At 39.3% G+C, this 23,361-nt stretch carries 22 protein-coding genes and 4 tRNA genes; 12 read left to right on the forward strand and 14 right to left on the reverse strand.

Annotation, left to right across the window (positions count from 1 at the left end):
• Nucleotides 1–30: 30 nt before the first annotated feature.
• From JGE69_RS11120 to JGE69_RS11130, 3 genes are all read right to left on the reverse strand, one after another.
• Nucleotides 31–921, reverse strand: a complete 891-nt coding sequence (locus JGE69_RS11120; RefSeq protein ID WP_002116932.1) for an SDR family NAD(P)-dependent oxidoreductase — start codon at nt 919–921, stop codon at nt 31–33.
• Between the two features lie 275 nt (nt 922–1,196).
• Complete coding sequence (locus JGE69_RS11125) at nt 1,197–1,622, reverse strand: CopD family protein (protein WP_199113464.1); 426 nt, start codon at nt 1,620–1,622, stop codon at nt 1,197–1,199.
• The gene (locus JGE69_RS11130; RefSeq protein WP_199113466.1) at nt 1,619–1,954 is read right to left on the reverse strand and encodes a DUF3817 domain-containing protein; all 336 of its coding nucleotides are present in this window, start codon (nt 1,952–1,954) and stop codon (nt 1,619–1,621) included. Before JGE69_RS11130 ends, JGE69_RS11125 begins: the two co-directional genes overlap by 4 nt.
• Before the next feature lie 268 nt (nt 1,955–2,222).
• On the opposite strand from JGE69_RS11130, the gene JGE69_RS11135 reads away from it, so the two are divergent.
• Nucleotides 2,223–3,170: a GlxA family transcriptional regulator gene (locus JGE69_RS11135; RefSeq protein WP_199113468.1), complete on the forward strand. Its 948-nt coding sequence runs from the start codon at nt 2,223–2,225 to the stop codon at nt 3,168–3,170.
• A gap of 119 nt (nt 3,171–3,289) precedes the next feature.
• On the opposite strand, the gene JGE69_RS11140 is transcribed toward JGE69_RS11135, so the two are convergent.
• Nucleotides 3,290–4,567 (reverse strand): O-acetylhomoserine aminocarboxypropyltransferase/cysteine synthase family protein, encoded by a 1,278-nt coding sequence (locus JGE69_RS11140; RefSeq protein ID WP_199113470.1) that lies wholly within the window; start codon nt 4,565–4,567, stop codon nt 3,290–3,292.
• Nucleotides 4,568–4,862: 295 nt separating this feature from the next.
• Between JGE69_RS11140 and ettA the strand changes: the two genes are divergently transcribed.
• Nucleotides 4,863–6,524: an energy-dependent translational throttle protein EttA gene (ettA, locus tag JGE69_RS11145; protein ID WP_005067029.1), complete on the forward strand. Its 1,662-nt coding sequence runs from the start codon at nt 4,863–4,865 to the stop codon at nt 6,522–6,524.
• A 60-nt stretch (nt 6,525–6,584) separates the two neighbouring features.
• Here the strand turns inward: ettA and JGE69_RS11150 are convergent, their stop codons facing one another.
• The gene (locus tag JGE69_RS11150) at nt 6,585–7,277 is read right to left on the reverse strand and encodes a hypothetical protein (protein WP_199113472.1); all 693 of its coding nucleotides are present in this window, start codon (nt 7,275–7,277) and stop codon (nt 6,585–6,587) included.
• 147 nt (nt 7,278–7,424) lie between these two features.
• On the opposite strand from JGE69_RS11150, the gene JGE69_RS11155 reads away from it, so the two are divergent.
• The 9 genes from JGE69_RS11155 to JGE69_RS11190 all read left to right on the forward strand — a co-directional run bounded on the left by JGE69_RS11155 (nt 7,425) and on the right by JGE69_RS11190 (nt 16,501).
• Nucleotides 7,425–7,823, forward strand: coding sequence for a cation efflux protein, CzcI-like (locus tag JGE69_RS11155; protein WP_199113474.1), 399 nt, complete (start codon nt 7,425–7,427; stop codon nt 7,821–7,823).
• A gap of 56 nt (nt 7,824–7,879) precedes the next feature.
• Nucleotides 7,880–8,074, forward strand: coding sequence for a hypothetical protein (locus JGE69_RS18070; RefSeq protein ID WP_227602420.1), 195 nt, complete (start codon nt 7,880–7,882; stop codon nt 8,072–8,074).
• A complete protein-coding gene (locus JGE69_RS11160) occupies nt 8,065–8,682 on the forward strand; it encodes a methyltransferase family protein (protein WP_199113476.1) in 618 nt (205 codons plus the stop codon). Before JGE69_RS18070 ends, JGE69_RS11160 begins: the two co-directional genes overlap by 10 nt.
• Before the next feature lie 144 nt (nt 8,683–8,826).
• Entirely contained in the window at nt 8,827–9,000 is a 174-nt protein-coding gene (locus JGE69_RS11165; protein WP_199113478.1) for a hypothetical protein, read from the forward strand.
• Between the two features lie 196 nt (nt 9,001–9,196).
• Nucleotides 9,197–9,589, forward strand: a complete 393-nt coding sequence (locus JGE69_RS11170; protein ID WP_413784471.1) for a cation efflux protein, CzcI-like — start codon at nt 9,197–9,199, stop codon at nt 9,587–9,589.
• A gap of 57 nt (nt 9,590–9,646) precedes the next feature.
• Complete coding sequence (locus JGE69_RS11175; protein ID WP_199113480.1) at nt 9,647–11,056, forward strand: TolC family protein; 1,410 nt, start codon at nt 9,647–9,649, stop codon at nt 11,054–11,056.
• Nucleotides 11,056–12,264, forward strand: a complete 1,209-nt coding sequence (locus JGE69_RS11180) for an efflux RND transporter periplasmic adaptor subunit (protein WP_199113482.1) — start codon at nt 11,056–11,058, stop codon at nt 12,262–12,264. The genes JGE69_RS11175 and JGE69_RS11180 overlap by 1 nt, the downstream gene beginning before the upstream one ends.
• Entirely contained in the window at nt 12,254–15,412 is a 3,159-nt protein-coding gene (locus JGE69_RS11185) for an efflux RND transporter permease subunit (protein WP_199113484.1), read from the forward strand. The genes JGE69_RS11180 and JGE69_RS11185 overlap by 11 nt, the downstream gene beginning before the upstream one ends.
• A gap of 132 nt (nt 15,413–15,544) precedes the next feature.
• Nucleotides 15,545–16,501: a cation diffusion facilitator family transporter gene (locus JGE69_RS11190; RefSeq protein ID WP_199113486.1), complete on the forward strand. Its 957-nt coding sequence runs from the start codon at nt 15,545–15,547 to the stop codon at nt 16,499–16,501.
• Nucleotides 16,502–16,520: 19 nt separating this feature from the next.
• Here JGE69_RS11190 and JGE69_RS11195 read toward each other — a convergent pair whose 3' ends face one another.
• On the reverse strand, nt 16,521–16,859 hold the full coding sequence (locus JGE69_RS11195; protein ID WP_002117013.1) for a hypothetical protein: 339 nt from the start codon (nt 16,857–16,859) through the stop codon (nt 16,521–16,523).
• 273 nt (nt 16,860–17,132) lie between these two features.
• Here JGE69_RS11195 and JGE69_RS11200 point away from each other — a divergent pair, with 273 nt between their 5' ends.
• On the forward strand, nt 17,133–18,080 hold the full coding sequence (locus JGE69_RS11200; RefSeq protein ID WP_002116860.1) for a hypothetical protein: 948 nt from the start codon (nt 17,133–17,135) through the stop codon (nt 18,078–18,080).
• Between the two features lie 91 nt (nt 18,081–18,171).
• Here the strand turns inward: JGE69_RS11200 and JGE69_RS11205 are convergent.
• From JGE69_RS11205 to JGE69_RS11240, 8 genes are all read right to left on the reverse strand, one after another.
• Nucleotides 18,172–18,247 (reverse strand) — tRNA-Glu (locus JGE69_RS11205).
• Nucleotides 18,248–18,277: 30 nt separating this feature from the next.
• A tRNA-Glu gene (locus tag JGE69_RS11210) sits at nt 18,278–18,353 on the reverse strand.
• A gap of 121 nt (nt 18,354–18,474) precedes the next feature.
• Entirely contained in the window at nt 18,475–19,374 is a 900-nt protein-coding gene (locus JGE69_RS11215; protein WP_199113488.1) for a hypothetical protein, read from the reverse strand.
• A gap of 120 nt (nt 19,375–19,494) precedes the next feature.
• Nucleotides 19,495–20,916, reverse strand: coding sequence for an amino acid permease (locus JGE69_RS11220; protein ID WP_005067053.1), 1,422 nt, complete (start codon nt 20,914–20,916; stop codon nt 19,495–19,497).
• 128 nt (nt 20,917–21,044) lie between these two features.
• Nucleotides 21,045–21,120 (reverse strand) — tRNA-Glu (locus JGE69_RS11225).
• Between the two features lie 25 nt (nt 21,121–21,145).
• Nucleotides 21,146–21,221: transfer RNA gene (locus tag JGE69_RS11230), tRNA-Ala, on the reverse strand.
• A 57-nt stretch (nt 21,222–21,278) separates the two neighbouring features.
• The gene (gene gltX, locus JGE69_RS11235; RefSeq protein WP_199113490.1) at nt 21,279–22,787 is read right to left on the reverse strand and encodes a glutamate--tRNA ligase; all 1,509 of its coding nucleotides are present in this window, start codon (nt 22,785–22,787) and stop codon (nt 21,279–21,281) included.
• Nucleotides 22,788–22,903: 116 nt separating this feature from the next.
• On the reverse strand, nt 22,904–23,203 hold the full coding sequence (locus JGE69_RS11240; protein WP_002116889.1) for a hypothetical protein: 300 nt from the start codon (nt 23,201–23,203) through the stop codon (nt 22,904–22,906).
• Nucleotides 23,204–23,361: the final 158 nt, after the last annotated feature.

The following is a 23,361-nucleotide window of genomic DNA, read 5'->3' on the forward strand; positions in this document are numbered from 1 at the left end:
CTTTTTATTCGTTATGTGATTAATTCAAAATTACCAATGTTCACCTGGGAAAATACGTGCATATGCTTTTTGCGCCCAGTTTAATTTCTCGGTTTTTTGTCCCTTCGCTGCATCTGAACTTGGGAATAAACGGAAACCAATCGACATGAACATATTATTAATGCCTGGCGCTACAGAATAAGTCATTGAAGCTAAGCGGCCTAAGTTGGTTGCCATACGTTTTGGACGTTTCACAATTGCATAAGCAATTAAATCAGCGGCCTGCTCAGGTGAAAGTGTTGGTACATATTTATAAATTTTAGTTGGTGCAATCATTGGGGTACGAACCAATGGCATATAAATTGAAGTAATTGCGATTTTGTGTGCATGAACTTCGGCAGATAGACAGCGGCTAAATGCATCAAGCGCTGCTTTAGACGCGACATATGCAGAGAAGCGAGTAGCGTTTGCTAAAACACCAATCGAGCTAATGTTAATGATTTGTCCATCTTTACGCTGAATCATATGCGGCAAGATATTGAGAACTAGGCGAACCGCGCCAAAATAATTTAATTGCATGGTGCGTTCAAAGTCATGAAAACGATCATAAGACTCATGTACAGCACGGCGAATAGAGCGACCTGCGTTATTAATTAAAATATCAATGTGATCAACAGTCGCTAAAATTTCTTTAGAGACTTGGTCAATCATTTCCATATCGTTAAGATCACATGGGAAAATTGATGCCTTACCGCCACGTTTTTCGATATCTGCTTTTACTTCTTCCAAAGTTTCTTGAGTACGGGCAACCAGTAAAACATGGGCACCAGCATCAGCAAGTTTGTTTGAAATCGTTAATCCGATTCCACTCGAGGCGCCTGTCACTAAAATGACTTTATCTTGTACCTTTTCCTGGAACAGAGCTTCTAATTTTTTATTCACAGCATTTTACCTAAGTAGGGGCAGGGACTATTTATTCCGGTATGTAATTTTTATTTTTTACAACCGTAGATTCATCCAGATGAACTCATAAATATTGTCTTTATCTTAATAGATGTTTAAAAATTGTCTAGTCTGTAAATATATGAAATTTAACAATTTATTTAGAGTAAAAACTCTAAAATGTAGATTGAGATATTATTTTATTTACTCTAATCTTCTGAATAATATGATAATTGTTTAATAGATTTTTACTGCTTAAATAATGAACAGCAATGTTATGGCTTAATAATGGCAAGAACGATGATTGAAATAGTACAGATGAGGATAATCAATGTTGCTTGTTTTTTTCTTACATTTATACCATTTGCGATCTGCCGTAAAAGCTTAGCTTGGAATCCATGAATACCTGCCAAAATAAGTACGAATACAATTTTTGCAGGTAGCCACTTAGAGCTGAACCATTGACCATGAATTGCTATGATTAAACCCGAGGCAAAAGTAATAAAGAGCGCTGGGGTCGTCATAATTTGATCCCATCGATACTCACGCTGAGCCCAAATAGGAATATGGATATTTTCAGTAATATCCAGATCTATTTTAAATGAAAACGAAGCAGCAAGAACGCCACTTATAAAAATGGTCATTGATACTATATGTATAGCTTTAAGCCATGGGTTTAATGTCGTAAAAAGCTCGATCATGATGATTGAGCTTCGTCTACATTAGTCATTTTATTTTTTATAAATGATAGATTAAAGTAAACACCGAACGGAATAAGTGTAACTACCACTAATCTTAATAGTTCTAATGGTGTCCATTTGCTCTCGGTTATAGTTTGTACCGCGAACCATAAATAGACAAAAAATGTAAGCCCATGGATAGGCCCCATAAAATGAACACCTGTATCCCATCCATTGAAATATTTTAAAGGTACTGCAACAACAGCCAATAACAGCAAAGAAATTGTCTCTAATAGTGAAAAAAATTTCAATTTTTGAAATTGAGTAATATTTTGTGCTTTCGGATTAGCCATATTTATTGATCCGTATCTAGCCCATTTGAAGATTTAATTTATCGATACTAAGAATGGGGGAGATAGCTATTCATTCTATATTTTGAAAATAGACAAGCTGAGCTGAGAGAATAGTGTTTCCATTCATAGTTTTGACATAAAAACTACTACGGATAATTTTGTCAGTATTAACCTATTGTTATGAGTGGCAGAAATGACAATAAACGTTCATTTACTGCCAATTTGATTTCTGCCAAGATAGGAAAAGTTTTTAATTGAGCTCTCACCAATGCATACGGTAGCCATTTTAGCTTTACATGATTTCATTCCATTTGATTTGGGTATTCCATGCGAAGTCTTTGGTTTTGTACGGTTATTAAATGGTGAAATGGGCTATTGTGTAAAAGTTTGTGGCGAAGCTGAGTATGTAAATACAGGAGCGTTTACGCTTCAGGCACATTTGGGGCTTGATCATCTTATTGATGCAGACACCATTATTATTCCTGGTATTAAAGATCCTAAACAGCCCCTTAATCCAAAAGTAAAAACTGCAATTCTTAAAGCGTGGCAAAAAGGAGCAAGAATTGCTTCAATTTGTTCGGGAGCGTTTGTTTTAGCAGAAACGGGCCTTCTTGATGGATATCGGGCCACTACCCATTGGATGCTTGCAGAGGAGCTGGCTACTCGATATCCCAAGATTAAGGTCGATCCCAAAGTATTGTTCGTTGATGAAGAGCGTCTTATAACTTCAGCTGGGGCTTCATCCGGACTGGATATGTGTTTACATCTTGTGCGTCGGGATTATGGGCAAAGCGTGGCTGCTCAGGCTGCAAAGCTTGCTGTCGCTCCATTAAATCGTGATGGGGGACAAGCGCAGTTTATCCAATATGAAATACCAGAGACACGTGATAGCTTAGCGACGCTATTGGAGTGGATGAACACTCATCTGGATGACAAGATTGATATTAAATTACTTGCTTGTAAAGCAAATATGAGCCCAAGAACATTTGCCCGACGTTTCCGTGAACAGATTGGAACTACACCATTACAGTGGTTGCTCACCATGCGCATACAACGGGCTCAGGAATTACTTGAAACTTCTTCACAGTCGATTGAAGAAATTGCCTTATGCTGTGGTTTTAATTCTCCTGTCACTTTTCGAACTCGATTTAAAAATAGTGTAGGTGTTAGTCCTAGCACCTATCGGGCTAAATTTATTTCTTATCTTTCATCTTGAATTAATTGTTTTGTATGAATAGATCAATTAGCTGTTTCAAGTGAATATAGATTTAAATTGAATTTAATATAGCCATAAAAAAGCCTCTATTTCCAGAGGCTTGATGAATAGTTTAAAGGTTATACAGCTGAAAGTGCTTGTTCTAAATCGGCAATTAAGTCATCAATATGCTCAATTCCAATGGAAAGACGAACCATATCTTCACTTACACCAGCAGATTTAAGCTCTTGTTCATTGAGCTGGCGGTGAGTCGTAGTTGCAGGGTGGCAAGCCAAACTTTTCGCATCACCAATGTTTACAAGACGAGTAAATAGCTGAAGTGAATCAATGAAGCGAGTACCTCCTTCAAGCCCATCTTGTACACCGAAAGATAAAATTGCAGAAGGTTTACCTTTTACATATTTTTGAGCAAGCTGGTGCTGCGGATGATCTTTTAAACCTGCGTAATTCACCCATTTTACTTTTGGATGGGTCTGTAAATACTCTGCAATTTTTTGCGCATTTTCAGTATGACGCTCCATGCGGAGATTTAGAGTTTCGAGGCCTTGTAAAATCAAGAAGACACTGAGCGGGCTAATTGCAGCACCTGTATTACGCAATGGTACAACGCGAGCTCGTGCTATATAGGCAGCCTCACCTAATGCCTCAACATAATTAACGCCGTGATAGCTTGGGTCTGGTGTATTCAAAACTTTAAAACGCTCTGGATATTTACCCCAAGGGAATTTACCGCTATCGATAATTGCACCACCAATACTATTGCCATGACCACCAATATATTTCGTAAGCGAATGGATAACGATATCGGCGCCATATTGAAATGGTTTTAATAAGGCAGGGGTAGCAACGGTATTATCAACGATGACAGGTACGCCATATTCATGTGCAATTTTTGAAATTGCTTCTAAATCGATAATATTTCCGAGTGGATTCCCAATTGATTCAACAAAAACAAGTTTAGTTTTATCATCAATTAAATTACGTAAGCTTTCAGGCTGTTGATAATCAAAAAAGCGAACTTCAATGCCTTGTTTTGGTAAGGTGTGGGCAAATAAATTATAAGTTCCGCCATATAAAGTTGAGACGGAGGCAATGTTGTCTCCCGCTTCTGTAATCGTTTGGACAGCATAGGTAATCGCTGCCATTCCAGAAGCCAAGGCTAAAGCACCAATTCCGCCTTCGAGTGCAGCAAGGCGTTGCTCAAGCACAGCAGTGGTCGGGTTCATAATGCGAGTATAAATATTGCCCTGAACTTTTAAATCGAAAAGGTCGGCACCGTGCTGTGTATTATCAAATGCATACGAAGTGGTTTGATAAATAGGGACTGCAACCGCTTTTGTTGTTGCTTCGGGTGAGTAGCCAGCATGAATTGCTAAGGTTTCATCTTTATAAGTCATGATTACTTCATCTTCGTGAGTTAAATATTGAGCGAGTCTAGCTTAAAAGTTAAATAGAAAATTGCACAAATTCTGGTTTGTTTTCTAATTTTAGGAATATAGATAGAAAAATATACGCTGAAACGCTGTACAAATCTTATCCATAAACATTTTGCAACTTATTGAAAAAGAAAATTGTTTGATAAATCCGTACGATGGAAATCATAACTTCAAGTCATCGAGGTTTTCAGCGTATAATACGCGCGATTATTTATCGCTTATGCGATGTATTGGTTTTTCAATTGAGGAGTCCTGCGTGGCCCAATATATTTATACGATGAACCGAGTGTCTAAGATGGTTCCGCCAAAGCGCGAAATCTTAAAAGATATCTCTTTATCATTTTTCCCGGGTGCCAAAATTGGTGTGCTCGGTTTGAACGGTGCAGGTAAATCTACCTTGCTTCGTATTATGGCTGGCGTAGATAAAGATTTCTCTGGTGAAGCTCGTGCACAACCTGGAATTAAAATCGGCTATTTAGAGCAAGAGCCACCTCTTGATCCGACTAAAGACGTTCGTGGTAACGTTGAAGATGGCGTGCGTGAAGCTTTAGATGCATTAGAGCGCCTTGATCAGGTTTTTGCAGAATATGCAGATCCGGATGCAGATTTTGATGCACTTGCAAAAGAGCAGGAAAAATTAGAATCAATTATCCATGCTTGGGATGCACATAACTTAAATAACCAGCTTGAAATCGCCGCAGATGCCTTGAACCTTCCAGCTTGGGATGCAGACGTAACTAAGCTTTCAGGTGGTGAACGCCGTCGTGTAGCACTTTGTCGTTTATTGCTTTCAAAGCCAGACATGTTGCTTCTTGACGAACCGACGAACCATTTGGATGCAGAGTCTGTATCTTGGTTAGAACGCTTCTTGAAAGATTTCCCTGGCACAATCGTTGCGATTACGCATGACCGTTATTTCTTAGATAACGTTGCCGAGTGGATCTTGGAGCTTGACCGTGGACATGGTATTCCTTACCAAGGTAACTATTCTTCTTGGTTAGAGCAAAAAAATGCTCGTTTAGAACAAGAGCAGAAACAAGAAGAGTCTTTTGCTAAAGCATTGAAGAAAGAACTTGAATGGGTTCGTTCAAATGCGAAAGGTCAGCAAAAGAAAAACAAAGCGCGTATGGAGCGTTTTGAAGAGCTTAACTCTAAAGAATTCCAGCAACGTAATGAAACGTCTGAAATCTACATTCCACCTGGCCCTCGTTTGGGTAATAAAGTTGTGGAAGTGGAAGGTATCAGTAAATCATTTGACGGCCGCGTATTGTACGAAAACTTATCGTTTACTGTACCTCCAACAGCAATTGTAGGTATCGTTGGTCCAAATGGTGCGGGTAAAACGACTTTATTCCGTATGATGACTGGCGAACAGCAACCTGATACAGGTACTGTGACTTTAGGTGAGTCAGTTAAGGTGGCTTACGTAGGTCAGATTCGCGACACTCTAGACAATAACAAAACTGTTTGGGAAGAAGTGTCTGGTGGTTTAGATATCTTGAAAGTGGGCGATTATGAAATTGCTTCACGTGCTTATATCGGCCGCTTTAACTTTAAAGGCCAAGACCAGCAAAAACGCGTAGGCGAATTGTCTGGTGGTGAGCGTAACCGTTTACAACTTGCGAAAATTTTACAGCAAGGTGCAAACGTTATCTTACTGGATGAGCCATCAAACGACTTGGATATTGAAACTTTACGTGCGCTTGAGGATGCAATTCTTGTGTTCCCAGGTACGGTAATGGTGGTATCGCATGACCGTTGGTTCCTTGACCGTATCGCGACACACATCTTGTCATTTGAAAATGAACAGCCAGAATTCTACACAGGTAACTATGCAGAATATGAAGCGTATCGTCAGTCACGTTTAGGTGAAGACGCTGTTCAAAAACGTACTAAATACAAAAAAATTAGCGGATAATCTCTGTTAATTTAAAAAACCAGCCTAAGGGCTGGTTTTTTATTTAAGGATTTGGAAATATTAATTATTAAATTCGCCTCGTAAATCAGCCCACATCAGTGACGGAACGACCGTAATCACATCGAAGGTCATGGCAAATGGATAGAGCACCATACGGGTCGCCTTTTTCAAAGGATGCTTTTTGGTAATTTTATTTTCCTGTTGCAGGATAATTGGATAAGGTTGCGCTAAGGTTTTCTGGACCTTTTTAGCTCCCTGTGATTGATAGAGCTGGCCTTTAAAAGAAATATTGATATAGGGATAAGGTGCTGTTTGCTGATTTTGAATAATATCGAAATTTTGTCTAAAGCCGAGGGATTTTAATAAGTCTTTTTGCGAGTCATTTAAATCAACCATACGCGTGTTATAGCGTATTTGTAAAACACCATGAAAATGATTGGGATCATCCATGGTCAGTACCAGTGGGGAGGGACTGGTCAGACTTCGTTGGTCTACTGGGATTGCATGAAGAAGTTTTGATAGCTCAGCGCTTCCCTCGGTCATTAAATAACTAAAATCTTGACCTACAAATACGATCCCTTGTTCTTGCTGGTTTTGAACAGCTTGTCCTAAAGCAATGATTTGATCTTTTGCTAAAATGGTTTTCTCGGTTTTTGTGGTTTCGTTAGGTAAAGCTTCTGAAAGTAATGTCGTGGCACAAGCACTCAAATTTAAACAGACGACAACGAGTAGGGTGGAAAATATTTTATACATTGCAGGAACTCAAACAGGAAATTAATTTTTCTAAAGAAAAAACTTTTTTAAAACAGCGATAAATTAACCAAAAATCATTTTGTAATTTTATTACATTGCTATCGCTTGCTATAGTGACTTTGTGCAATTTACTGTCATGGTGTACCGTTGCCACGTTCTACAGTTTTTATGTCCGTCTTGTTTAGTTTGCTTATATTCCAAAGCTTATGGAATGTGGCAGCGGCATTTTGCGTGCATAAAAATCAGGAAAAGGCATTACAACATTTTGGTCATCATGCAGATTTAAATGTATATCAATCTTCAGACCATATGCAGACTGAACATGTGGGTATTGTAGAAAATTCTGATAATGCTCCTCTAAGCTGGCAAGATCATCACGATCATTTACCTTCGTGTTTTCATGTAGTGATGACTGAAAATGCAAAACAAGCTCAAGAACCTTTTGTACGTGTACATGAGCTTTCACAAATCTATTACTGGTCTAATTCTTATCAGTCTCCCTATCTTGGCTCTTTAAATCCCCCTCCTGTCTTAACCCTGCTATAGGTGGGGTAGCCGAAAAATAACCCACCAGAAATTTATTTATTTCAAAGGGTTATTTTATGCTTAATTATATGTGCAAACAAAGCGCAGCAATCTTCTATGTAGATTACTCGCTTAAACATTCACGTCTTTATGTTAATGACAAGGCGGGATATAAGGTTCTGTCAAATTTTTCCGGAAAACAAAAATATCATTTTAATGAATCGGTTATCGCATCTCTGATGATTCACAGTGATGGAGGTTTATGGAAATGAATATTTTATTTTCCCCTCGTGTTAGGACTGTGAGTTCCCGAGTGATTGGGCTTGTTTTAGCTATTATTCTCGCCTTCAGTTTTAGTAAATGGCATTTTCAGGCGGCATTTATAGAACATATTTTATGGTTCTTTGGATGGTTTTTTGTGGGCATCGGAGTAATGGGAAGAATATGGTGCAGTCTTTACATTTCCGGATTTAAGAATGCCAAGTTGGTGACAGACGGTCCCTATTCTTTATGTAGAAATCCACTCTATCTGTTTAGTTATCTGGGTGGAGTCGGGATCATGTTGATTACAGAGACGTTTATCTTTCCAATAGTATTCACGCTTTATTTTCTCTGTTACTACCATTTTGTTATACGCCAAGAAGAAGCATTCCTGAGTGAAAAATATGGAACTGCATATTCAGATTATATAAAGACAATTCCACGCTTTTTACCAAGTTTCAAAAATTTTAAAGAGCCTGAGTTCTATCAGGTTTCACCGAAGCATTTCCGTATTTTTTTGACGCAGGTGGTGTGGTTTATCTGGGTTGCGGCCTTAGTCCAACTTTTTGATGAGTTGCGACTGCACGGTGTTCTCCCTTCATTGTTTAGTTGGTTCTAAAAATGAAATGAACGTATATCCGTATGCTTCTTAGAGACTCAGAAGATTTGTCCTGAGTTGATTAACTAAGGCATGCGAAAAATTAATTTTATTTCTGGGTTAAGTCCTTAAATAAATTATGAATATTTAGATCTGGTGATTATTATGTCTATTAAACTAAATACAAAATCGGCTTTGATGGTTTTACTTCTTTCAACAAGTTTGGCTCATGCTGATGGAGGGTTAATATTCCTCGAAAAGAATATTAAGTCTCAGCAAGAAACAAAAGCTAAAGCTGAAGAAAGTAAGAAGCCCCATTTAACTTGTAAGCGTAAATAATTTCTTTTGTAGGAAACTAATTACTTAATAATTAGTTTCCTATGAGTAAAGATAGAGATTCTTAATGATTTATTCTTATCTTTACTCAAGCGAGATTAGAATCGTTTCTATACTGCTACTTATAGATGTAATTTTATTACATGCCCACTGCCTGCTATAGTGGCTTTGTTCAACTTCTTCGTTTAATGGTGTGCTGTTGCCACGTTCTGCACTTTTCATGTCCGTCTTATTCTGTTTGCTTATATTCCAAAGTTTATGGAATGTGGCAGCGGCATTTTGCGCCCATGAAAATCAGGAAAAGGCATTACATCATTTTGGTCATCATGCAGCGTTGAGTTATGAAGCTTCACAGCATAGCCATACGGAAAAGACAGATATCGTAGGGACTCATAAACCTCCCTTAAACTTGTCCGATCATCATGACCATTTGCCTTCATGTTTTCATGTTGTGATTGTAGAAGCACAAGAAAAACTTGTTTCACCGTTAATACAGTCATCTGAGCCAAAACAACAATATTATTGGTCCAATTCTTATAAGTCCCCTCATATCTCTAAACAAGACCCGCCTCCTGTTTTAACCCTGCTATAGGTGGGGTAGCCGAAAATTAGCCCACCAGAAATATTATTTATTTCATAGGGTTATTTTATGTCTATTTTTTTATACGAAAAAAGTTTCGTTAGTCTGAGTACATCTTGGGTATTTAAATCATTAGTTGTTGCTGTTGCACTTTCAACTGGTGTCGTAACAAACGCAGCCAGTTCAAATCAGAACCTTGCTGAGAATACACAACCACAGCGTGTACAGAATGTTTTAACGTTTGAACAGGTGCTCGATCAGGTTAAGCAGTTTCAGACTCAAACAGGAATTTGGCAAACTCAACAAGATATCGCCGCGAGCAATATCAAACAGAGCCAGCTATGGGAAAATCCGACGGTTTCTGTACAGCAAACGGGTTTTAAATCTGGAAAAGATCAGGAATTAGAACTTGGGATCTCGCAAAAACTAGATATTTTTGGTGTACGTTCTGCAGCAAAAAAAATGGCAAGTGTTCAGCAAAATCAAGTTGAGTTAAATCAGGTTTTATATCAGGCTCAACTGAAGCTGGCGGTAAAATATTTATGGTCACAAGTATCTATTTTAGAGCTTGAACATGAAGTTGCTAAAGCCCAGTTAAGAACGAGTAAAAATCTTCTTGATGCTACCCGCTTACGCTTTCAGGCAGGCAGTATTGCTCAGGTTGATTTAGATCGAACTCTCATGACGCATGTTGAAAATCAGCGTTTATATCAGGAAGTTGAATTATCTCTGAGTAGTGCTAAAAGAAAACTGGCGAACTTATGGGGTGAGACGGAAGATAACTTCACGTTACGTCCAGATATAAAAAGTGTGTGGCCTTTAAAAAATGAAGGTGATATCGATCAATACTTAAAACAGAATTTGTTAGAACAGTCTATGCGACTGCAAGCAATACAACAAAATTCTGAAATTAACTATTTAAAGGCAAAAAATCGCCCTGCGCCTACCGTAAATATGGGCGTAGTTCGTAGTAAAACCGCAGAAACGAGCAGTACCGAAAATCAGATTCGAGTAGGGATTGCTGTTCCTTTAAATATTTTTAATCGCCAGCAATATGCGCTGAAAGTTGCCCAAAGCAAACTCAATTTAATTGATCAGCAGCAAAGCTTTTATAAAAAGCAAAGTCTGAATTCTATTCGTACTCTACAGTACGAGTTAGCGGGTTTGAAGCAGCAATATAACTTGATGAATGAGCAACAGATTCCTTTATCAGAGACGGTACAGGAGAAAATGTTGCTTGGCTTTAAAGTTGGTAAATTTGCAATTACCGATGTTCAGCAATCTACCCTTCAATTACAAGAACAACGCTTGAAAAAAGTTCAACTTCTTAAATCTGCTTGGCAAAAAGCAATTGAAGCAGAAAGTTTAGCTCTCGGGATCGATCCAAATATGGTGATGTCTGGAGATGCATTAAATCAAATTAATCAAAATTTATGGCAAGACACCTATAAGTTGCCGACAGTTGGAGGGGCAGAGTAATGTCAGTGAAGAAAATGAAAAACCAATGGCTTATTGCTCTTTTGTTGTTGATTGTCTGTCTTGCTTTAAGTGCTTGGTTATTTTTCTCTGGAAAAAAACAGTCCAATACCGAGAAAAGTGAAGAAGGGCATGCAGAAGGTGAAGCTGGCCATGGTGAGTCTGAAAAAGAGGAAGGAAGTTTAAACCTGACTTCTAAGCAACTGGTTGAATATGGCGTGAAGTTAGAACAAGTGGGACGTGGAGAAGTTGAGCAGAGCCTTTCTTATCCTGCCAAACTGGTCGTAAACACAGACCAGCAAGCACATGTCTCTTCAACTTTTTCTGCACGAGTAGACAGCGTAAATGTTGCACTGGGACAACAAGTTGAAAAGGGTCAGGCACTTGCGACTTTATTTGTGCCAGATTTAGTCGATCAACAAGCCAATTTAAGCATGGCGCAAGAAGCGTTGACATTAGCGCAGCAAGATTATCAGCGTGAAAAGCAATTGTGGGAACAAGGTGTTTCAGCACGTCAAGATTATCAGAAAGCTTACAATGCTTATCGTCAAGCGCAAATTCAGGTACAGGCAGCAAATAGCCGTTTAAGTGCCTTGGGAGCGACTCGCTCAAGCAAAGGCCGATATGTTTTAACTGCGCCTTTAAGCGGTGTAATCAGTAATAAAGATATTGTGATTGGTGAGCAAATTGGTCCTGATAAACAGTTATTTGTTATTGATCGCCTAGATCAGTTATGGGTTGAGTTTGTGCTACCGAGTGCAAATACCAATATTCAGCCTAATCAGGAAATTGAATTTAAGTCACTGCAAACGAATAATATTTTCAAAGCGCAGGTGCAAAGCCTAACTTCAGAAGCGGACAGTCAAACTGGTCGTTTGCAGGTTCGTGCCAAGGTGCTGACACCTTCAAAAGAATTACGTCCTAACTTAATGGTCAATGTGTTACTGAAACAAAATAATGCAGCGACTGTATTACGGGTTAACAAGGCAGCAGTACAACAGATTGATGGAAAGAATGTGGTCTTTGTTGCAAAACAGGAGAAGGACAAAATTCATTTCGCTCCAGTTACCGTGGAGTTAGGCAATTATTCTTCAGATGCACAATGGGTCGAGGTTAAATCAGGAATTACTGAAAAGCAGCAATATGTGACTCAAGGTAGTTTCTTGCTTAAGTCCGAACTTGAAAAAGGGGAGGCTGAGCATGGACATTAATAAACCTGATTTGCCAGAGGCTGAAGGTTTGTTTGATCGGATCATTCAGTTTTCAATTAATAACGCCATTTGGGTCATGATGTTTGTCATTGCTTGGATTGGTGTTGGAATTTATAGCTACCAAAAACTTTCAATTGATGCTGTGCCTGATATCACCAACGTACAGGTACAAATCAATAGTCAAGCAAATGGCTTTACGGCGCCTGAAGTTGAGCAAAGGATCACTTATCCGATTGAAAATGCCATGTCTGGTATTCCAAATCTGGAACAGACTCGTTCAATTTCCAGATATGGTCTTTCTCAGGTCACCATTATCTTTAAAGATGGTACTGACATTTACTGGGCAAGGCAGCTGATTAACCAGCGGTTACAAGAAGCTAAGAGTGCTTTACCCGATAGCATTGATCCGCAAATGTCTCCAATTTCAACTGGACTCGGTGAGATTTATCAATGGGTGGTAAAAGCAGAGCCAAATGCTAAAAAAGCAGATGGTTCAGTCTATAGCGCAATGGACCTGCGTGAAATTCAAGACTGGATAATTCGGCCCCAGTTACAACGCGTACAAGGGGTAGCCGAGGTTAATAGCATTGGTGGATATAACAAAACCTATGTGGTCTCTCCAGATCTGACACGGTTACAACAGTTGCAAATTCCACTCACTGATTTACAGGATGCTCTTCAAAATAATAATGAAAACCGTGGTGCCGGATTTATTGAAGAGAATGGCCAGCAACTCACCGTTCGTGTTCCGGGTATGCTGACATCGATACAAGATATCCAGAATGTTACGGTCGCCACTAAAAACGGTTTACCTATACGGGTTGCGGATGTAGCGTCAGTATCGATTGGTCATGATTTGCGTACAGGTGGTGCTACCTATAATGGACAGGAAACTGTTTTAGGTATCGCCATGATGATGATGGGTGAAAACAGTAAAACTATTGCTAAGGCGATTGACGACAAAGTTCAGGAAATTCAAAGATCACTCCCTCAGGGCGTGGTGATTGAAACAGTCTATGATCGTAGTAGCCTCGTAGATAAAGCGATTAAAACAGTAGCTAAAAATTTGATTGAAGGGGCGATTTTAGTCATCGTTATCCTTTTTATTTTTTTAGGAAACTTTCGCGCCGCTTTAATCACTGCTTGTATTATCCCATTGGCAATGCTTTTTACCTTAACAGGTATGGCGGAACAAAAAATCAGTGCCAACCTGATGAGTCTGGGCGCTTTGGACTTCGGGATCATTGTTGATGGGGCCGTTGTTATTGTTGAAAACTGTATTCGGCGTTTAGCTGAAGCGCAGCATTTAAAAGGTCGCTTATTAACACGTTCCGAACGTTTCACTGAGGTCTTTCTAGCGGCTAAACAGGCACGCCGACCATTAATATTTGGTCAGATCATCATTATGGTCGTGTACCTACCAATTTTTGCTTTAGCAGGCGTTGAAGCAAAGATGTTTCATCCTATGGCAATGACCGTTGTCCTAGCATTGTTGGGAGCAATTATTTTATCTGTGACCTTTGTTCCGGCAGCAGTAGCTCTGTTTGTTACGGGTGAAGTGAAGGAAAAAGAAAGCCGCTGGATGATGACGCTGAAAAAAGGTTATGCAGACTTACTCGATAAAGCATATGCCTTTCGATATGTTGTTGTCACAGCGGCTGTCAGTATCTTAATTTTGACAAGTGCTATTGCAACAAGAGTGGGGAGTGAGTTCGCACCTCAACTCAGTGAGGGTGATTTTGCATTACAACTCATGCGTGCACCGAGCACAGGCATAGAAGAGTCGCTTAAGATTCAAGAGAATGTAGAAAAGCAGTTACTCAAAGCTTTCCCTGAAATTAAAGCCATTTTTGCAAGAACAGGAACAGCCGAGGTTGCTACCGATGTCATGCCCCCTAATATTTCCGATGGTATTGTTCTATTAAAACCACATGATCAATGGCCAAACCCTAAAGAAACGATAGATGAATTGCGTACCAGAATGCTGCAATTCGTGAATCAGATTCCTGGTAATAACAGTGAATTCTCGCAACCGATTGAACTACGTTTTAATGAACTCATTTCAGGTGTCCGCAGTGATATTGGGGTGAAAATTTTTGGGGATGATATGCAAATCCTCAATCAGGAAGCGGAAAAAATAGCCCAACAGCTACGTAGCATTCCAGGTGCCAGTGAAGTCAAAGTTGAACAGACTGATGGTTTGCCATTACTCAATGTCGATGTTGATCATGCTCTGGCTGCGCAATATGGATTATCAGTCAAGTCTATTCAGGATATTGTCGCTGCAAGTATTGGAGGACAGAGTGTAGGGCAAATTTTACAGGGCGATAGACGTTTCGATTTCATGATTCGCTTACAGGAAAACATGCGTACGCCTCAGCAGCTAGCACAATTACCGATTCGCTTACCAAACGGCGGTCTGATCCAGTTACAAGACGTTGCCAAGGTTGAGAATATTCTGGGCCTTGCTCAAGTGAGCCGTGAAAATGGCAAACGCCGAGTGATTGTGACGGCAAATGTGCGTGATCGTGACCTTGGGTCTTTTGTACAAGAGATGCAAAGTAAACTGGCGCAGCAAAAGCTACCTAGCGGTTATTGGTTAGGTTATGGAGGGCAATTTGAGAATCTTGCTTCTGCCACTGCAAGAATGCAAATCGTTGTACCGATGGCGCTCATCATGATCTTTGTGTTGCTGATGGCGGTATTCAGTAATTTTAAAGATAGCTTACTGGTATTTAGCGGGGTTCCTTTCGCTTTATCAGGTGGATTAGTCGCTTTGTGGCTGAGAGATATTCCGCTTTCTATGTCTGCTGGAGTCGGGTTTATCGCTTTATCAGGTGTTGCGGTATTGAATGGTTTGGTCATGCTCACATTTATTAAAGAGCTAAGAGCAACCCTAGATGTTCATACAGCAACTTGGAAAGGTGCTGTACTGCGACTACGCCCTGTATTAATGACGGCATTTGTTGCTTCACTTGGTTTTATTCCAATGGCTTTAGCAACTGGAACTGGTGCAGAAGTACAACGACCTTTGGCAACTGTAGTAATCGGTGGCATTATTTCATCTACGATACTAACGCTGGTTTTATTGCCAGTCATTTATCGATGGATGAATGAAAGCAAGACGAATAAAGTTGAGCATTCATAATGTCATCGATTTGAGATATCTTTTTTGATGAAAAAGTTTGAGTCAGAAAAGTATTTGAAACAGGTAAAGGTAAACATGAATTCATGGTTACTTTTACCTCACCATAAAGATAAATAATAAGGAGTCCGCAAAATGGGTGGACAACATGGTCATGACCATAGTCATGCTGTAGTGACTGAAGGTAATGCCAAGAAATTAACGATTGCCTTGGCGCTTACTACGACATTTTTAATTGTTGAAGTTATTGCAGGTTTAATCACACAAAGTCTGGCGTTGCTCTCTGACGCTGCGCATATGTTTACAGATGCAGCTGCTTTGGCAATTGCTATGGTCGCAATTCAGATTTCAAAACGTCCCGCTGATAATAAGCGTACTTTTGGTTATCAACGCTTTGAAATTCTGGCCGCTTTATTTAATGCACTCATGCTGTTCGTGGTGGCAATTTATATTTTATATGAAGCCTATATCCGTTTCTCTAAGCCACCCGAAATTCAAAGTGTGGGTATGCTGGTTGTAGCGACTATTGGTTTGGTAATTAACCTCATCTCAATGAAAATCCTGATGTCGAGTGCCAATAACAGCCTAAATGTGAAAGGTGCTTATCTAGAAGTATTGAGTGATGCACTAGGTTCGGTAGGCGTTATTATTGGTGCAATTATTATTTACTTCACTAATTGGTACTGGATTGACACGCTTATTGCGGTACTGATTGGATTTTGGGTGCTGCCAAGAACATGGGTTTTACTTAAGCAAAGTATTAACATTTTGCTCGAAGGTGTACCCGAAGAGGTCGATATTGAGAAGCTACGTGCAGATTTACTTTCTTTAAATGGTGTTGAGAGTATTCACCAACTCAAAGTGTGGGCGATTACTTCTAAAAATATCCATTTAACCGTGCACTTATTTGCACCTGAAGCTGATCGTACCAAGTTGTATCAAGATGCTGTTGAAATGCTTTCTCATGAACATGGTATTGGTGAAGTGACATTGCAAATTGAGGACGATGCTGAGATTAATTGTCAGCATATTGCTCAGCATGCTTCGCATAAACATGATGAAGCAGACAATGCACATTCACATCAGCATTAAGCTGATGTGAACAGTTTTTTTAAATTTCCCATTCATTATTGCAGTCACGGCATTTCCAGTGTTTTTGTGACTGCATAAATGCTTGCATAGACAGTTTGAAATCAGGCAAATCACGCCAGAACATAAAACCTGCTCCTACCGTAACCACAAATGCAACTACTGTTGCGATTTGAAGAGAACTACCTGCACCATTGCCAAAAATCCACATAAAGATGCTAATAACTACTAACAGTAAAAGCACAAAAATTGCAGGAATCAAGATAACCAGACTTTTAGGAACGACAGGTTTTGCGCTGTTCACGCCTTGGCTCACAGGCATAATTTTAACACTTTGACATTTAGGGCAACGATATTGCATGAGAACTCCACATTTAGTTTGAATCTATTCTAACGGAAATGTGTAGAAAGAAAAAAATTTGTAAGATATCGATGAAATGCGTTGAGTTAGCAGAAAAATTACTTATGAATAAACAAAGAAATATAAAAAACAGATGATTTATCCGTACACATAAAAATTAAAATAATATTGTAGAGCATGCTAATCTACAGAAAAATGAAGTGTGATTAGCACAATAAATGAGCTTAAATACTCGAATAGGATGTGGGATAAATATAAAAAGGAGAGAGGGACTTGGGTCAACAAGATGACAATAAGTCGCAGCCTACAACGACAGCATCGGTTTTAGCTACCCCAGATACTGCTAAACCGTCATTATCTCGTCGATTACTGCATAAGACATTGCAACATGCCCAAGATGCAGTTGGGTTTGCTAGCGACACGACACGTAATATTGCAGAGGTTGCTGATGCTGCTTTGGACGCGCTCGATCAAGTAACTACTCATACACGACGTGGAGTTGTCGGAATGACAAATCTGGCAGCAGGCACGGTAAGAGATATGGTGTCTGAAACCAGTGAAACAGCACGCCAAGTCGCGTTGATTATGGCGCGAACTTTTTTGGGCAAAAGTACCTTAACGTTGTACTTACCCGAAATGTTATTAAATAATCAAATTCGTAAGCGCATTGATCGCTCAGAAATTGATGATATTAAAATCAAGTGCGGCAATGACAGTTTCCAAGTCGAGATCGATGGGCATTATCATCGCTTCATGTATCGTTTGAGTTTAGATTTTAAAGTATTGGAATGTCGTATTGGGCAGGAAAAATTCTTACGCTTGCGACAAATGGATGAAAGTCTTGATGTTCAGATTCGACATGGCGGCACCTTGTCAAATTGGGCTGTGCGCCGTATTGGTCGAGTTGGTTTCGAAGTCGTAAATATGTTGCCTATTCCATCACTAATTAATCACTTGATTGGCGATATTCCCGGAATCCAACGCGATGGGCATCGCATGTGGTTTATTGACCTAGAGCAAGCAGGATTTATTGACTTTATTAACAACCGTTCATGGATGGTTGAAAAGCTTTTAAGTTTGACTGATTTTAGTATTTTACCAGGCTTGAATATTTTGAGAGAAAGTCGCGAGCTTGTGCAGCAGCTCGTAGATCAGTTTGAAATTAGAGGACTACGAGTGCAGTCAGGTCGCCTTGAAGTACAAGTAGGAATTGCGGGTTGATAGAACATATGAAAAGCTAATCATTGATTGGCTTTTTATTTTTTTAGGCAAGAAAAAAGCCACTGACGTTATGCAGTGGCTTTTTAGAATTTGGCGTCCCTACGGGGATTCGAACCCCGGTTACCGCCGTGAAAGGGCGATGTCCTAGGCCTCTAGACGATAGGGACTTATATGAGGCATACATCTGAAAAAAATATTGGCGTCCCTACGGGGATTCGAACCCCGGTTACCGCCGTGAAAGGGCGATGTCCTAGGCCTCTAGACGATAGGGACGTTTCAGAGGTGGGCGTATATTAGGTCGATTTAATAAAAGTGTCAAATAGTTTTCTGAAGAAATATTAAAAAAAACAGTCAAGCGATTAAAAATAACTCAAATTGTAGAAAATATATACATTTAGCCTTCATTTTTCTGAAAAGGTTCAATAATTGCCTTTATAACCGACGGATGTTGTAGATACCCTAAAATCTCATGCGGCTGGTTGGCGAAAGTATAAATTTTCTGATTAATAATGGCAGGTTCAAAATTAAATGGGGCTTCGCACAATGGAAATGCAGTCAAAAAATCATCCTGAGAGTAAAAATTAAACCAATCACCGTAAATACATGGCGGTCTGGAAATTGGATTCGGGAGCTTACTTTGAATCACGCGAAAAGCTAAAGGGGAAGCTAGGGTAATAAAACGCTTAACTGAGAATTGATAAGATGGATCTGATAATAATTGGAAAGCAATAACTGAACCGAGAGAGTGTCCAACCACAATATAATCTTCGTCTTCTCGCATTTTCTTTAAAATTCTTTGATGTACTTCCTCCATAAACTCTGGGTTAGATAGATACATATAGGTTTCGATGAGGAATTGTTGAATCAAACTTTCATGCAGTTTAGGAAAGTTATTTAATAAAACAACTAGTTCTTTCAGTACACGATCTTTAACTAATTGAGAAGTCAGATAAAGCCGTTCTGAGAAGCTTTTATCAGTTTGATCGGTTGAGGGACGTAACAATGGAACAAATGGAGTGTGCTCTCTAGTAGGAGGATTACTTGGGTGTACGTTAATAGGGAAATAATTATTAAAAAATGATTTAGGTAATAACGTGTTAAGGTCTAATTGGTTGCTTAATTGGTATTTGGTCATTAAGTCGCCATAAAATGGCATGTGAATATGAAGATCGCGGACATTAACTTTGCAAGGCATTTGTTTCAGGCCGAGCTTGAATACTTTTAACCAATGCTCTTTCAAGCGATGTGCTGTGTAGTTTTGTTGATTCATCCCGTGGATAAATATAATTTTCATTCTATACAAGATTTTGTTTTTAATATAAATTTTAATCTACAACGGTATGTTGTTTAAAACCAGTATATAGGCAAAAAAAAGTGTAGCTTTTTGCTACACTTTAATTGAATAACGACTGGTTTAGTCTTTATTACGATAAAAAATAAAATAACTGACATAACATAAAGCTGTAAAAATAAGACAGCCTACAAAACCAGCGCGCATTTCAGGGTCTGCTGCCATGCTCAAGCAAGTAATGAAACAGAAAACAAAACCTAAAATTGGCACAATAGGGAATAAAGGCGCAGCATATTGTAAGTCTTTAACTGTATGACCTGATCTATACCATTGGCGGCGGAAATTGAACTGACTTAAACAAATGCTCATCCATACAATGACCATGGTAAAAGCAGCTACACCCAGCAGATTCTTAAAAATAGTCTCAGGTGCAAATTGCTCTGATAATAAACCTGGAATTGCGCCGAACATAGTTACAACTAGGGCTACGATTGGTGTTCCACTTTTTGATAAAGTCGCAAACACACTAGGTAGTAATTTTTGTTCTGATAGAGACCACATCATACGTGAAGCTGCATATAGGCCAGAATTTGCTGCTGAAAGCAGAGCTGTGATGATTACAAACCTAATAATGTCATCCGCATATGGAATGCCAATATAATTAAATACCGTCACAAAAGGACTGCTACTTACACCGTCACCGCCTAAACCTGCAAGTTGGAAAGGAAGTAAAGCGCTAATAACAATGATGGTACCCACAAAGAAAATAAGGAGGCGCCAGATCGCGGCATTAATCGCTTTTGGTACATTTTGAGCTGGATCTTTTGTTTCGCCAGCTGCTACACCAATTAATTCGGTTCCTGAGAATGCAAAGTTAACAATTAACATGGTCGTAAAAATAGGAATTAAACCATGAGGGAACCAGCCTTGAGCCGTAAGATTGCTAAATAGTGGAGCAGTTTGGGCACCATGGAATGGAATTAAACCAAAAATTGCTAATAGGCCGAGCACAATAAAGGCAATGACAGTAACGACTTTAACAAGAGCCAGCCAAAACTCAGATTCAGCAAAAATACGCGTTGAACTAATATTTAACCCAAAGATAGTAACTGCAAAAATAATTGTCCAAATCCACATGGAAATCTGTGGAAACCATTCTTGCATGAGTAGGGCTGCGGCAGTGAATTCGGTTCCAAGCGTTGCAGTCCAGGTGAGCCAGTACATCCAAGAAATCATATAGCCAGTACTTGGACTGATATATTTTTTGGCATAGGCACCAAAAGAACCTGAAACAGGCATGTGTACAGCGAGTTCTCCTAGGCAGAGCATGACCATGTAAGCGATCGCGCCACCAAGAATATAGGCAATAATTGCGCCAATAGCTCCAGTTTGTGAAATGACTTCCCCTGAACCTAAAAATAGACCAGTTCCGATCGCTCCGCCCAGTGATAGCATCACAAGATGGCGCGTACTCATGGCTCTTTTTAAAGGTGCAGTACTGTTCTGATGCTGATGAGCATCTAGTTGATTGTCAGATGGCTGCATATTACACATTGAGAGAATTAAGAAAGACGCTATTTTAGATAAAATAGACAAATGTGCAATCTAGAAAGAGATAAAGAATAAACAGTAAGGTGACGATAGAGTCTTTTTATAATTTTTAAAGCAGAATATGGCGTCCCTACGGGGATTCGAACCCCGGTTACCGCCGTGAAAGGGCGATGTCCTAGGCCTCTAGACGATAGGGACTTGATGAGGCAAACACAAAGGAGCGTGGTGGAGTCAAGCGGGATCGAACCGCTGACCTCTACAATGCCATTGTAGCGCTCTACCAACTGAGCTATGACCCCAGTTTGTGTGAGCGCAATCTTAGGGTGAATGCGCTCACACGTCAACAAAAAAATGAATTAAACTTCGCTAGTTGCGTCATTTTTCGGCAATTTTAAGCTCTCATTGAGTTTTTCCCAATTTTTAACTTCTTTCTTGCTCGGTCCGCCCACAATTTCTAAGGCATGACGTAAGCGAGCGAAAGTTAAATCAGGCCCAAGCGTAACCATTGATTGCATCACTGGTGTTGAACTCGTTGAACCGGCAATTGCAATAAAGAACGCTGGCATGAAATCACGTAATTTAATGCCCATCTGATTTGCAAGATCCATTAGGGTTTGGCTAACGGTGTCATTATTCCAAGTAAACTGACCTTCAAGACGCCAAATTGCAAATTGTAAACTTTGACGAACTTGCTCTTGAGTCAATTTTTTACTTTCAAACATTTCAGCAGTAATTTGTGGCAGATGGTTAAAATAGAAACCAGCCCAATTCACAGCTTCTGAAAGTAAATTAATACGTGGTTGAATAGCGGCAGCAATGTCTTCTAAAGTGCTACGATCACTCTTCCATGTTAATAAACGGTCTAATAATTGACCTGGAGTTAACCCTTTAATCCACTGACCGTTGAGCCAGTTGAGTTTCTCAACATCAAAAATTGGTCCACCTAGTGATACACGCTGAATATCAAAGTTATCCATCATATCTTGTAATGTGAAAACTTCTCTTTCATCTGGCATTGACCAACCCATACGACCTAAATAATTTAACAAGGCTTCTGGTAATACACCGATATCGCGGTAGTAGTTAATTGATGTTGGGTTTTTACGTTTAGATAATTTTGATTTATCTGGATTGCGCAACAATGGCATATGGCAAAGAGTTGGCATTTCCCAACCAAAATATTGGTAAAGCAACTGATGCTTCGGTGCAGATGGAAGCCATTCTTCACCACGCAATACATGAGTGATTTCCATTAAATGGTCATCAACAACGTTAGCTAAGTGGTAAGTTGGTAAACCATCTGTTTTAAGAAGGACTTGCATATCGACTTGAGCCCAAGGAATTTCAACTTCTCCACGTAGCAAGTCGTTAAATTTACAAACACCTTCTTCAGGCACTTTCATACGAATGACATGAGGTTCACCCGCTTCAAGACGTCGAGTCACTTCTTCTTGAGAAAGTTTTAAACCGCGGCCGTCATATTTTGGTGTTTCGCCACGTGCTTGTTGTTCAGCACGCATTTGGTCAAGTTCTTCTGCGGTTGCGAAACAGTAAAAAGCATGACCTTTTTCAACAAGTTCTAATGCGTATTGCTTATAAATTCCCATACGTTCAGATTGGCGATATGGTGCATGTGGGCCACCTACATCTGGACCTTCAGACCAATTCAAACCTAACCAACGTAATGAATCCAAAATCATTTTTTCAGACTCTGGTGTAGAACGAAGTTGGTCTGTATCTTCAATCCTTAAAATAAATTCTCCGCCATGTTGTTTCGCAAAACACATGTTAAATAAAGCAATGTAGGCTGTGCCGACATGAGGAAAACCAGTAGGGGAAGGTGCAATACGAGTACGAACTTTCATAGATAATGGGTCAGAATAAAAATTGAAACTATTATAACGAAAAAGCCCAGTATTCTGACGTTTTATTTAACGTCAGGCTGGGCTAAAACTGAAACGAAGAGGGGGTGTTTCAGATTTTAAGAAGCATGGGGCTGAAAGATTGCCTGAACAAAACGTGAAAAACGTTCGTGTTGTGCAGCAAGAAAATTTTGAGTTGGTGTAACGCGAATCGTATTTAGAACTTTAAGCTCATCATTTGTAGAAGGTAACACAATAGGGTTACGTTTCTGCTGATCTAAAGCTTTTTCAATAAGCGAAGTCTGTTTCTCTGAACCAGTTTTGCTTGGAGTATCTTTAAGTACTGCTGCTGCAGAAAACTGTGATGCCAAACTCAGCACCAAACTTAAGCTTAAAGCTTTTCCATAATGAATTTTCATTGTTAATCATCCCCTCTGTTCATTACATTTCATCTATTTTTTGAGTTTAACAAAATGTAAAATTACGGTAATGCTACGATTTAAACATAAATATTAATAAAAAAGTGGAACTGTGTCACACTTTTTACAAAATTTACCTATATTTTAAACTGGTCGAC

The organism is Acinetobacter sp. C13 (assembly GCF_016809775.1).
Lineage (GTDB): Bacteria > Pseudomonadota > Gammaproteobacteria > Pseudomonadales > Moraxellaceae > Acinetobacter > Acinetobacter pittii.

Coding starts and splice junctions, on each gene's coding strand:
- JGE69_RS11125 (WP_199113464.1), bottom strand. CDS start 1,622: ATGATCGAGCTTTTTACGACATTAAACCCATGGCTTAAAGCTATACAT.
- JGE69_RS11130 (WP_199113466.1), bottom strand. CDS start 1,954: ATGGCTAATCCGAAAGCACAAAATATTACTCAATTTCAAAAATTGAAA.
- JGE69_RS11135 (WP_199113468.1), top strand. CDS start 2,223: ATGCATACGGTAGCCATTTTAGCTTTACATGATTTCATTCCATTTGAT.
- JGE69_RS11140 (WP_199113470.1), bottom strand. CDS start 4,567: ATGACTTATAAAGATGAAACCTTAGCAATTCATGCTGGCTACTCACCC.
- JGE69_RS11150 (WP_199113472.1), bottom strand. CDS start 7,277: ATGTATAAAATATTTTCCACCCTACTCGTTGTCGTCTGTTTAAATTTG.
- JGE69_RS18070 (WP_227602420.1), top strand. CDS start 7,880: ATGCTTAATTATATGTGCAAACAAAGCGCAGCAATCTTCTATGTAGAT.
- JGE69_RS11160 (WP_199113476.1), top strand. CDS start 8,065: ATGGAAATGAATATTTTATTTTCCCCTCGTGTTAGGACTGTGAGTTCC.
- JGE69_RS11165 (WP_199113478.1), top strand. CDS start 8,827: ATGTCTATTAAACTAAATACAAAATCGGCTTTGATGGTTTTACTTCTT.
- JGE69_RS11175 (WP_199113480.1), top strand. CDS start 9,647: ATGTCTATTTTTTTATACGAAAAAAGTTTCGTTAGTCTGAGTACATCT.
- JGE69_RS11180 (WP_199113482.1), top strand. CDS start 11,056: ATGTCAGTGAAGAAAATGAAAAACCAATGGCTTATTGCTCTTTTGTTG.
- JGE69_RS11185 (WP_199113484.1), top strand. CDS start 12,254: ATGGACATTAATAAACCTGATTTGCCAGAGGCTGAAGGTTTGTTTGAT.
- JGE69_RS11190 (WP_199113486.1), top strand. CDS start 15,545: ATGGGTGGACAACATGGTCATGACCATAGTCATGCTGTAGTGACTGAA.
- JGE69_RS11195 (WP_002117013.1), bottom strand. CDS start 16,859: ATGCAATATCGTTGCCCTAAATGTCAAAGTGTTAAAATTATGCCTGTG.
- JGE69_RS11215 (WP_199113488.1), bottom strand. CDS start 19,374: ATGAAAATTATATTTATCCACGGGATGAATCAACAAAACTACACAGCA.
- JGE69_RS11220 (WP_005067053.1), bottom strand. CDS start 20,916: ATGCAGCCATCTGACAATCAACTAGATGCTCATCAGCATCAGAACAGT.
- gltX (WP_199113490.1), bottom strand. CDS start 22,787: ATGAAAGTTCGTACTCGTATTGCACCTTCCCCTACTGGTTTTCCTCAT.
- JGE69_RS11240 (WP_002116889.1), bottom strand. CDS start 23,203: ATGAAAATTCATTATGGAAAAGCTTTAAGCTTAAGTTTGGTGCTGAGT.